Below are 10,743 nucleotides of genomic sequence, written 5' to 3' on the forward strand. Positions count from 1 at the left end.
GCGGGTTTCGTGCGTCCAGAATGCACCAGCGACCGCCCTCGAGGCGGTCTTTTCATGGGTCGATCCGTCTCGCGGGGCAAACAGCCTTCGAAAGGAAACGCCGATGAACACGATCTACATCACCACCTCGATCCCCTATGTGAATGCCGCACCGCATGTCGGCTTTGCCCTCGAACTGGTCCAGGCCGATGCCTATGCCCGCCATTTCCGGCTTCTCGGTCAGGACGTCCGCTTCCAGTGCGGAACCGATGACAACAGCCTGAAGAATGTCAGGTCGGCGGAAGCCGCGGGATTGCCCGTGAAGGACTTCGTGGACGCAAACGCCGACAGGTTCGAGCGCCTTGGCGGCCTGCTCGATATCTCCAACGAGGAATTCGTCCGCACGTCGCGCGATCCGAGGCACATCGCCTGCGTCCACGCCTTGTGGAGGGCATGCGCCGGACATGGCGACCTCTATCGCAAGGCCTATGAGGGCCTCTATTGCGTCGGTTGCGAGCAATTCTACGAGCCGTCGGAACTCGATGACGGGCGTTGCCCTGAACACGGCATTGCCCTTGAGACCATCCGCGAGGAGAACTGGTTCTTCCGTCTCTCCCGATACGGCGACCGGCTTATCGAGCTGGTCGAGACCGGCGAGCTTCGCATCGTCCCGGCCCATCGGCGCAACGAGGTCCTTGCCCTGTTGCGGCGCGGCCTGACCGACATCAGCGTGTCGCGCAGTGCGGAGCGGGCGCGAGGCTGGGGTGTTCCCGTGCCCGATGAAGATGAGGTCGTCTACGTCTGGTTCGATGCCCTGGCGAACTATCTCACCGGTCTCAGCCACGGGTCCGATGAAACCCTCTTGCCGCGCTATTGGAACGGCGGCCAACGCATCCATGTCGTCGGCAAGGGCATCTCCAAGTTCCACGCCATCTACTGGCCGGCCATCCTGTTATCCGCAGGCCTGCCGCCGCCATCGTCGATCCTCGTGCACGGCTACGTTACGGTGGATGGCAAGAAGATCGGCAAGTCGGCCGGCAACGGCATCGATCCGGAACGCATCATCCAATCCTACGCAACGCCGGACGCCCTGCGATATTACCTGCTCCGGCATATACGCTCGGCAGACGATGGCGACTTCTCGGCCGAGCGTCTGGAAGCCGCATGGTCGGGAGAACTTGCAGGACAGCTCGGAAATCTCGCCAACCGGGTGCTTGCGCTTCTGTCCACGTCGTTCGACGGGATCGTTCCGCCCGTGCCGGACAGCGCGTTCGTGGAGGAGGCTGCCCGCCTTCCGGCGAAGGTGGCTGAAGCGTTCGATGCCTACGAGCTCCATGTCGGCCTCGCCGATATTTTCGCATTCATCGGCGAGGCGAACAGGCGGTTTACACAACGCGCACCATGGGCGGATGCAAAAGCCCTGCTTGCCGATCTCACGCCGGAGGATCGGAAGGCGACCGCCGCCCGTCTCGGCTCCTCGTTGGCCGAGCAGGTCTACGGCCTTGCGATCATCGCCCGCTGCCTCCTGCCGTTCCTGCCAAGCTCGGCCGCAAAGCTACATTCCAGGCTGGGAATACCGTCTCCTCGCCTCTATCGGGACCCCTTGATCGTGACGGACGTCAAAGCCGCCCCACAAGCCGTGCTCTTTCCGCAAAGAGCGTCAGCTTAAAGGGGACCAGCCCGAGATCCTCTGCGCTGCAACTGAGGCAGCGCAGAGTTTTGACGTGATCCGGCATGTCATGAAAGTTTCATATTCGGGCTATTTCCGGGAGCGGGAAAATAATCTATTATTTTAGTCAGGAAACGAGATTTCCCGAAACAACGAAAGGATACTGATTGGAGACATTTTTTGTGGTTACCGTGCTCGTTGGAGGCTTCGCACTGATCTTTGCGCTGATCGCAAGGGCAGAAAGAGGCGCCACCACCCAGACCACCGCAAACACCAAGCGCAGGTGGGGAAATTCGGGAGGCGATGGAGGCGGAGGCTGGTTTGATGCCTCAGGCGACGGCGGCTGTGATGGCGGTGGCGGAGATGGTGGAGGAGGAGACTAAATCAAACTGAAATCGATAGAATGCCCGACCGCCTCAAGGCGGTTTTTTGTTGCCCGGATTTCGGGCGGGGCGAGATGCCGACCGGCTTCTGCGCCAGGCGCGCACCGACAGCAAGGAATAGCCGCTTACGCTGGCCGGCTGTGCGGCCCTATCAATCCAACGGCATTACAAAGGTGAAGCGCGTCTCCTTGTCATCGGAACTGACCGTGATCGTCCCGCCGTGGGCGCGGGCGATTTCCGAAGCGATGTGCAGACCCAGCCCCAACCCTCTTTGACTTGTGCCGGCTTCGCCTGTGAAGAAAGGCTGAAAAAGCCGTGTCATCGCGTCGCTGGAAATCGGAGCGCCGCCATTGGCGATCCAAAGCTCCAGTTTTCCGTCGACAGTTGCCGCCGAGAGCCGCACCGGTTCGTCCGGTGTGCCATGGGTCAGGGCATTTCCCAGAAGATTGGACACCAGCTGGCCGATCCGGCCGCTGTCGCAGTTTATCGGCCCATCGAATTCGATCGTCACCTCAATCCCGCGGTCGAGGTGACTGAAGCGAAGTTCTTCGATGACCTGCCGCAAGAGCGGCTCGAGATGCTCCGCCCGCCTCTCGAGCGTGATGCCGCCACCCAATCGTCCGCGCGCGAAGTCGAGGACGTTATCGATCAGGGCTGACATGCGAACGACGCTGCCCTGCATCAAATCGAGCACTTTAATCGCCCGATCGGTCTGCTTCTCTTTTCGCAGCATGCGCGCCGCGGCTGCAATCGAGGCAAGCGGGTTGCGCAGGTCGTGGCCGAGAACAGCAATGAATTCTTCCCGCAACTCGGCGGTTTGCTGTTCAAAGGCGAGTTTGGACTTGATCGTGGCGCCGGCAGCATCGGCGGCTGTGCGCGCATCGACCAGCTCCCGTTCATAGCGGCGACGCTCGGCAGCCTGGAACATCGTCACGCGGGTGAAAAGCAGGGCACCGTCTTCGGCACGTCTTTCCACGGCATTGGCGAGCACAGGCAGCTTTCTGCCGTCCACGGTGACAAGATCGAGGGCCACCTCGTTGAAAAACCCTTGCATGCGCAGCAAAGGCGCAAAATGGGTCTCGTAGAATATACGGCCCGACGTGTTGAGCAGGTCGTGAAGTCGTTTGCCGAGGAGTTGCTCGGCAGGGATGCCGATCCAGGTCGACAGCGTTCGGTTGACCTTGACGATGCGCCCGTCCGGCTGCAGCGAAAGATAGCCGCATGGCGCGTTTTCGTACAAGTCCTCGAGGTCCTCAGCCGGCATGAAGATTTGCGTATCGGCACCGGTCATCGGACGAACCGCCGGATTGCAGATATGACCTCGTCGGGAGCGCTGAGGTTGGGACAGTGGCCACTCGCATTCAGCACGACCAATTGGCTGTTTGGGACCTGCCGATGGACGAATTCGCCGACCTCTTCAGAGGCGATGATATCATCGCGGCATTGAAGGATCAGCGTTCTGGCGGTGACTTCAGGAAGGTCGCTGCGATTGTCCGACGTGAATGTCACCCGTGCAAATGCTTTGGCGATCTCAGGATCGGTGCGGCAGAAGCTATTAGTCAGCTCTTCGCCGAGTTCCGGTCGATCCGGATTACCCATGATGGCGGGCGCCATGGCGGCAGACCACCCCATATGGTTGTCGTCCAACGATTCGAGAAGTTCGTCTATCTCAGCCGCGCTGAAGCCGCCGAAATAGTCATCGTCGTTGATATAGCGCGGCGACGGCCCGACAAGGATCAGGCTTTCAAACAGTTCCGGCGCCTCCAATGACGCGATGACGCCGATCATTGCGCTGACCGAGTGCCCGACGAAGACAGTTTGCGTCAGGCCGAGCGCGCGGCAAATTTCGACGAGGTCATCTGCATAGCCCGCCAATGAAGAATATTTCCGGGCATCATAGGCCGTGAGATCGGATCGTCCTGCGCCGACATGATCGAACAGCACCGTCTTGAAGTCGGCCTCAAAAGCCGGCGCCACGAAGCGCCACATATTCTGGTCGCACCCGAATCCATGCGAAAAGATCATCGCACGCTGGCCATCGCCCCGGACTTGAACATGATTTCGATCGATGACGGTCATCTCGCCCTCTTCCCTGCTTTCATAACATGTTCCGCCTGTTTTGGATCGAGGAAAGATCAGCCCGGCAACGGTTCGATGGCTCTGTGCCGCGATTTTCCTGAGGCGGCCGCCCGGCCATTTGCGGCATGCCTAGTCCATCACTTTCCGGAGTTCGAAGAAGAATCGCCGAGGGTCGCCGCGCAGGCACATCATTCCGGCAATCCCGTCATCGTCAATCCTCCGAAAGTAGTCCACGATCGGCTGTTTGTCGTAGATCATCGCAGCCGTTTCGATGCCGTCGAGCGCCTGAAGCCGCAACGAAGCGGTCGTGCCTCTCGCTCGAAGCACCTTCTGCAGGTACGAGAACCCGTGGCGGGCGACGAGCGTCCGGCCAAGGGGCGCCATCTTGATCGCCAGCTCAACAGGGAGGAAATTTGGCTCGATCGCCACGAGCCGGCCCGGTCTCCAGTTGAAGAGCAGGGCGTCCGCCCGCATGTCGGAATGGAAGCGCTTGCCAAACCAGTTGAGATTCTCGAGCACGCCGTCCAGTGGATGGCCCGACTGAATACCGACGCCGCTCCAAAGGCCGACCATGTCCTTCGGCTGGACGGGCTCCAGCGAGCGGAACCAGGCAGCCATCTCCTCCTGGTCGCCTCGCATGGTTTCTCCTTCAACGACGTTCATTGTGGAAAAATGAAAAGAAGGTTTGGAAAGTTCCCGTTCATGCGGACCGGTCGGAAGCGCAACGGCCCCCGAAGGGGCCGTTGGGGTATTCGCCAGACAAGACCGGCCTATGCGTCAGGCGCGCGACGGCAGCAGGGGATAGCCGACCATGACGGCGCGGCCAAGCAGGGCTGCGACGAAAGCCTTGATCACATCGCCGGGAATGAAGGCCATCGAGCCGACGAAGGCTTTCGTGAAGCCGAGGCCGGCGACGGTGGCGAGATAGGTGATGCCGAAGGCGTAGAGCACGACGATGCCGCCGGCCATGGCGGTGAGGAAGAAGCTCACCGTCTGCACCAGGCCGGATTGCCGATGGTTGACCAGCCGTTCGCTGAGATAGCCGGTGACGAAGGCGGCAAAGATCCAGCCGATCAGGAAGCCGGCCGTCGGCGACGCGAAGATGGCAAGCCCGCCGCGGCCGCCGGAAAGCACCGGCAGGCCGATCGCCACCAGCACCAGCACGATCAGCACGGCAATCGCGCCACGCCGGGCGCCGAGCACGACGCCGGCCATCATCACGCCGAGGGATTGGGCGGTGATCGGCACCGGAATGAAGCCGAGCGAGATCGGCGGCAGCAGGCCAAGCGCCACGATGATCGCGGCAAAGAGGGCGGTAAGAACGAGGTCGCGAGTGCTCATCATGAATTCCGTATTTATCAATCGTTAACTCACATGCCGCCGAATGCCGCGCGCGTCAATCGCCGCGGCGATATTATCCGCATCCTTAAGGGTCAAGATGATCAACGGCGCAAGCAGCGTCGTCGGCCGGACCTTCAGCCCGCGTGCCTTATGCGCCTCGCGGATCGCCTGATAACGCCCGACGATCTCAGGCACAAAACGCAGCACCAGCCCGAGCGCCAGGCCGATATCGTCGGCCTGCACCCAACCGGTGCGTTCGAGCGGGCGGGCAAGCGCCGTCACCTCGTCGATGAACTCGGTGATCGACGTCGTCGCCGTCACGGTGGCGGCAAGCAGCATCAGCGCCGTCAGCCGCAGCAGGGGCACGAGCGCTTCCTGCCAGGGATTGAAGATGAGGTTGAAGAGTGCGACGACCGCGATCGTCAGGAAGACCGGCCGCAGCCGCCGGAGCCCATCCGCAAACGGCAGGCCGATCATCCGGTAGAGAACCGCCGTCAGCAGCACGGCGATCGACAGCAAGACGAGGTTCCCGCTGATGAACAGCACGACGCCGAAGACCGTTAGCGACAACAGCTTTACCCGCGGCGAAAGCCGGTGCATCACGCTGTTGCCTTCGACATAGAGCGATTGCATCAGGCGGCGATCTCCTTGTAGCGGGCGATCGCTTCGGCAGCCGGTGCATCGGCGGCAAGCCGCCCTTCATGAAACAGCAGCACTCGCTCGAAATCGGCGATCAGCTCCAGATCATGCGTGATGATGATGGCGCTTTCCGGGAGCCCGGCGATAATCCCTTCGACCAGCGCCCGGTTCTTGAGGTCGAGCTGGTTGGTCGGTTCGTCGAGGATCAGAATGCCAGGCCCCGTCGCCAGCACCGAGCAGAGCGCCGCCACCTGCAGCTCGCCGCCGGAAAGCTCGTGCGCGCGCCGATCGGCCAGCGCCTCGGCGCCGAAGCGGGCCAGCACGCCCTCGACCTTCGCCTCGATCTCCGCCTTGCTGAAGCCACGCCGCTTCAGCCCGAAGGCGATATCGTCTTTGACGATCGGCAGGATGATCTGGTTCTGCGGCGACTGGAAGATGAAGCCGACATCGGCCACCGCAGTCTTTTCGTCGTTCGTATCGCGGCCGTTGACGGTGACGCGGCCGACCGATGGTTTGTTCAATCCGTTGATCAGCCGCGCAAACGTCGTCTTGCCCGAACCGTTCAGCCCGATGACGCCGATGCGTTTCCCACTGATGTCAAGCGTCAGCGGCTGCAGCGCCACTCGTGCCCCGAAACTGACCCCGGCGCCTTCGAAACGAATATCCAAACCAATCCCTCGCATTTTTCACCGGAGGAGATTGCCGATACCGGCCCCTCATCCGCCTGCCGGCACCAGCCGGGGTCGAGCCACTCGTCTCGACCCGTCCTTCGGACCGCCGTAAACGGGGCGAAGGGGTTAGACCGCGACCTCTCCATTCCCCACCAACCTCTCGCAGGGCACGTCCCCTCTCCCCGCGAGCGGGGAGAGGGTTAGGGTGAGGGGCAGCCATTGGCGCCAACCTGACAGCAGTGCTTCTACACGGGGAATCGAGGATGATGAAAGCGCAAATCTTGCTGTCGATATTGGGTCGATATCGGGTGGCTAGGAAGATTTTCCGGATTATGATGCAGCTATGACGAATCTGCTTTCCAATTCCGATGCCCGCCGTGTCTTCCTTGCCAAGCAGGGCCTCAGCGCCCCGCCGAACCGCGCCCTGACCAAGGCCGGCCTGCTGCAGCTCATCCATGAACTGGGTTTCGTCCAGGTGGACAGCATCCAGACAGTGGAGCGGGCGCATCATCAGATCCTGTTTTCCCGCAACCAGACCTACAGGCGCGAGCATCTGACGGCGCTGCTCGAAAAGGACGGCGCGCTGTTCGAGCACTGGACACATGACGCCTCGATCCTGCCGAGCGCCTTTTTCGTCTATTGGAAGCACAAGTTCCGCCATCAGGAGCAGGTGATCGTCGAACGCTGGCGCAAATGGCGCGGCGAGGGCTTCGAGGCGGCGTTCGCGGAGACCTATGAGCGCGTTGAGCGCGACGGCGCGATCCTGGCGCGCGACATCAAGGCCGATGGCCACGTTTCCGGCGGCTGGTGGAACTGGCATCCGAACAAGACGGCGCTCGAATATTTCTGGCACACCGGCAAGTTCGCCATCGCCGGCCGCTCGAATTTCCAGAAGATCTATGATCTGGCGGAGCGCGTCATCCCGGCCGAATTCCGCGAGCCGGAGGTGAGCCGCGAGGAATTCGTCGACTGGGCATGCCGCAGCGCGCTCACCCGGCTCGGCTTCGCCACCCATGGCGAGATATCAGCCTTCTGGAACCTGGTCTCGCCCGATGAGGCCAAGGTCTGGGTATCAGCCCATCGCGACGAACTGATCGAAGTGCTGATCGAATCGGCGCTCGGCGGCAAGGCGCGCCCATCCTGGGCTTTTGCCGATTTCCTCTCGACACTCGACGATTATCCCGGCGCGCCGCCGCGCATCCGTGTGCTCAGCCCCTTCGACCCGATGATCCGCGACCGCAACCGCACCGAACGCCTGTTCGGCTTCTTCTACCGCATCGAGATCTTCGTGCCCGAGCCGAAGCGCGAATACGGCTATTACGTCTTCCCGCTGCTCGAAGGCGACAGGCTGATCGGCCGCATCGACATGAAGGCGGATCGGAAAAAGTCGACGCTCGATGTCAAGCGGCTCTGGCTGGAGCCGGGTGTGAAGCCGTCGGCCGGGCGGCTGGAGAGGTTGGAAGCGGAGCTGGAGCGGCTGGCGCGGTTTGCGGGTGTGGAGAAGGTCGTGTTTCTCGAGGGGTGGAGAGGATAGTCGAACTACCCTCACTCCCTCATCCCTGTGCTTGTCACAGGGATCCAGCGCACCCAAGTCCTTGGGTGCGGGAAACTCTATTCGTAGAAGCAAATGAGTCATTCACGGCGCGGACGCGCCGTGGCTGGATTCCTGTGACAAACACAGGAATGAGGGATGGCAAGGGTCCAAGCCCACGCCCGATCAGCAGATCTCCGTCGTGCTGATCTTGATGCCGAAACCTTCGAGGCCGACATAGTGGCGCTCGCGGCTGGTGAGCAGCTTGATCGAGCTGACGCCGAGATCCCTAAGGATCTGTGCGCCGAGGCCGATTTCCAGCCATTCGCTGTCACGCGTCTGGGCTTCGGCATGGGCTTCGCGGCCCTGGTTGCGGGCCTTGCGGCCATTATCGTGGTGGCCGACGCCGACCGAGCCTTCGCGCAGATAGACGATGACGCCGCGGCCTTGCTCGGCAATCTTCTGCATGTAGAAATCGACCGGGCTGTTCTTGCCGAAGAGATCCTCGGCGACATTTTCCGGATGCAGGCGGACCGGGATGTCGACGCCGTCGCGGATATCGCCGAAGACGACGGCGAGATGCTGCATCGGATCCCAGGGCAGCGAATAGGTATGGGCCTTGGCCTTACCGAACGGCGTCTCGATGTCGAAGCTGGTGCCGAGTTCGATCAGTGTTTCCTTACGCTGGCGATAGGCGATGAGATCGGCGACGGAGACGAGCTTCAGCCCGTGCTGTTCGGCAAAATCGACCACCTGCGGGCCGCGTGTGACGGTGCCGTCGTCGTTGACCAACTCGGAGATGACGCCGATCAGCGGCAGGCCGGCCAGCTTGCAGAGGTCGACGGCGGCTTCCGTATGGCCGGAGCGCATCAGCACGCCGCCTTCGCGGGAAACCAGCGGGAAGATATGGCCGGGACGGACGAAATCGGAAGCGCCGACATTCGGATTGGCGAGGTTGCGCACCGTCAGCGTCCGGTCGTCGGCCGAGATCCCGGTCGACGTGCCGTGCTTGAAATCGACCGAGACTGTGAAGGCCGTCGTATGGGCCGAATCGTTTTCCGCCACCATGGCGTTGAGGTTGAGGCGCTTGGCCTCTTCCTTCGGCATCGGCGCGCAGACGATGCCGGATGTGTGGCGCACGATGAAGGCCATCTTTTCCGGAGTGCAATGCACGGCGGCGACGATCAGGTCGCCTTCGTTCTCGCGGTCATTGTCGTCCATGACGACGACCATCTCGCCGGCCTCGAAGGCCCGGATGGCGTCGACGACGCGCTTCTGGTCATAAGACATGGGGCGAGCGCTCCTATTTCAGACGGCCGGTCTGGCCGCGGTCGCGAAGATAATGGTCGGCGACGGCGCAAGCGACCATCGCCTCGCCGATCGGCACGGCGCGGATGCCGACGCAGGGGTCGTGCCGGCCCTTGGTGCGGATATCGACATTCTTGCCCTCCGCATCGATCGACTGGCGTTCGGTCAGGATCGAGGAGGTCGGCTTGACGGCAAAACGCGCCACCACCGGCTGCCCGGTGGAGATGCCGCCGAGAATACCGCCGGCATTGTTGGAAAGGAAGATCGGCGTGCCGTCATTGCCCATGCGCATCTCGTCGGCATTGTCTTCGCCTGACGTTTCGGCGGCGGCAAAACCATTGCCGATCTCGACACCCTTGACGGCGTTGATCGACATCAGCAGCGAGGCGATATCCTGGTCGAGCTTGGCATAGATCGGCGCGCCGAGGCCGGCCGGCACACCTTCGGCAATCACCTCGATGACCGCGCCGATCGAGGAGCCCTTCTTGCGGACGCCGTCGAGATATTCCTCCCAGACCGGCACGATCGCCGCATCGGGCGAGAAGAACGGGTTCTGATCGACCTGGTCCCAGTCCCAGTTGCGGCGGTTGATCTTGTACTTGCCGATCTGCACCAGCGCGCCGCGCACGGTAACGCCTGGTACGACAAGGCGGGCGATGCCGCCGGCGGCAACCCGCGCAGCGGTCTCGCGCGCCGAGGAGCGGCCGCCGCCGCGATAGTCGCGAATGCCGTATTTGAGGTCGTAGGTATAATCGGCATGGCCGGGGCGGTATTGTTTCGCGATCTCGCCGTAATCCTTGGAGCGCTGGTCGGTATTTTCGATCAGCATCGAGATCGGCGTGCCGGTGGTCGTCATCGTCTCGCCGTCGGCGTCGAGCATGACGCCTGATAGTATCTTCACCAGATCGTCCTCGCGCCGCTGCGTCACGAAGCGGGATTGGCCGGGCTTGCGCTTGTCGAGCCAGACCTGCAGGTCCTTGAGCTTGAAGCCGAGCCCCGGAGGGCAGCCGTCGACGACGCAGCCGAGCGCCGGACCATGGCTTTCGCCCCAGGTGGTTACGCGGAAGAGGTGACCGAATGTATTGTGCGACATGTGTTCCGACCGGTGGCGCGCCAAAGCCGGTCGCGCCATTGCTTGAATAG

General features: G+C 62.1%; 10 protein-coding genes. 2 read left to right on the forward strand and 8 right to left on the reverse strand.

The window, feature by feature from the left end; translation table 11 throughout:
• Positions 1-103: 103 nt before the first annotated feature.
• A complete protein-coding gene (locus AC25BC_RS03100) occupies positions 104-1,648 on the forward strand; it encodes a methionine--tRNA ligase (RefSeq protein WP_128408035.1) in 1,545 nt (514 codons plus the stop codon).
• A 534-nt stretch (positions 1,649-2,182) separates the two neighbouring features.
• Here the strand turns inward: AC25BC_RS03100 and AC25BC_RS03105 are convergent.
• The 6 genes from AC25BC_RS03105 to AC25BC_RS03130 all read right to left on the reverse strand — a co-directional run bounded on the left by AC25BC_RS03105 (position 2,183) and on the right by AC25BC_RS03130 (position 6,758).
• Positions 2,183-3,322 (reverse strand): PAS domain-containing sensor histidine kinase, encoded by a 1,140-nt coding sequence (locus AC25BC_RS03105; RefSeq protein WP_128440063.1) that lies wholly within the window; start codon positions 3,320-3,322, stop codon positions 2,183-2,185.
• On the reverse strand, positions 3,319-4,110 hold the full coding sequence (locus AC25BC_RS03110; protein ID WP_017993152.1) for an alpha/beta fold hydrolase: 792 nt from the start codon (positions 4,108-4,110) through the stop codon (positions 3,319-3,321). Before AC25BC_RS03110 ends, AC25BC_RS03105 begins: the two co-directional genes overlap by 4 nt.
• 129 nt (positions 4,111-4,239) lie before the next feature.
• Positions 4,240-4,773 carry a GXWXG domain-containing protein gene (locus AC25BC_RS03115; protein WP_017993153.1) on the reverse strand — a complete coding sequence of 178 codons (534 nt, stop codon included), beginning with the start codon at positions 4,771-4,773 and terminating at the stop codon, positions 4,240-4,242.
• A gap of 114 nt (positions 4,774-4,887) precedes the next feature.
• Positions 4,888-5,451 carry a biotin transporter BioY gene (locus AC25BC_RS03120; RefSeq protein WP_128440064.1) on the reverse strand — a complete coding sequence of 188 codons (564 nt, stop codon included), beginning with the start codon at positions 5,449-5,451 and terminating at the stop codon, positions 4,888-4,890.
• Positions 5,452-5,475: 24 nt separating this feature from the next.
• Complete coding sequence (locus AC25BC_RS03125) at positions 5,476-6,084, reverse strand: energy-coupling factor transporter transmembrane component T family protein (protein WP_017993154.1); 609 nt, start codon at positions 6,082-6,084, stop codon at positions 5,476-5,478.
• On the reverse strand, positions 6,084-6,758 hold the full coding sequence (locus AC25BC_RS03130; RefSeq protein WP_128440065.1) for an energy-coupling factor ABC transporter ATP-binding protein: 675 nt from the start codon (positions 6,756-6,758) through the stop codon (positions 6,084-6,086). Before AC25BC_RS03130 ends, AC25BC_RS03125 begins: the two co-directional genes overlap by 1 nt.
• A 346-nt stretch (positions 6,759-7,104) precedes the next feature.
• Between AC25BC_RS03130 and AC25BC_RS03135 the strand changes: the two genes are divergently transcribed.
• Complete coding sequence (locus AC25BC_RS03135) at positions 7,105-8,295, forward strand: winged helix-turn-helix domain-containing protein (protein WP_017993156.1); 1,191 nt, start codon at positions 7,105-7,107, stop codon at positions 8,293-8,295.
• 183 nt (positions 8,296-8,478) lie between these two features.
• Here the strand turns inward: AC25BC_RS03135 and ribB are convergent, their stop codons facing one another.
• Both ribB and aroC read right to left on the reverse strand, forming a co-directional pair.
• Positions 8,479-9,582 carry a 3,4-dihydroxy-2-butanone-4-phosphate synthase gene (gene ribB, locus AC25BC_RS03140; RefSeq protein WP_128440066.1) on the reverse strand — a complete coding sequence of 368 codons (1,104 nt, stop codon included), beginning with the start codon at positions 9,580-9,582 and terminating at the stop codon, positions 8,479-8,481.
• A gap of 13 nt (positions 9,583-9,595) precedes the next feature.
• The gene (aroC, locus tag AC25BC_RS03145) at positions 9,596-10,693 is read right to left on the reverse strand and encodes a chorismate synthase (protein WP_128440067.1); all 1,098 of its coding nucleotides are present in this window, start codon (positions 10,691-10,693) and stop codon (positions 9,596-9,598) included.
• Positions 10,694-10,743: the final 50 nt, after the last annotated feature.

The organism is Rhizobium sp. WSM409 (genome assembly GCF_057653825.1).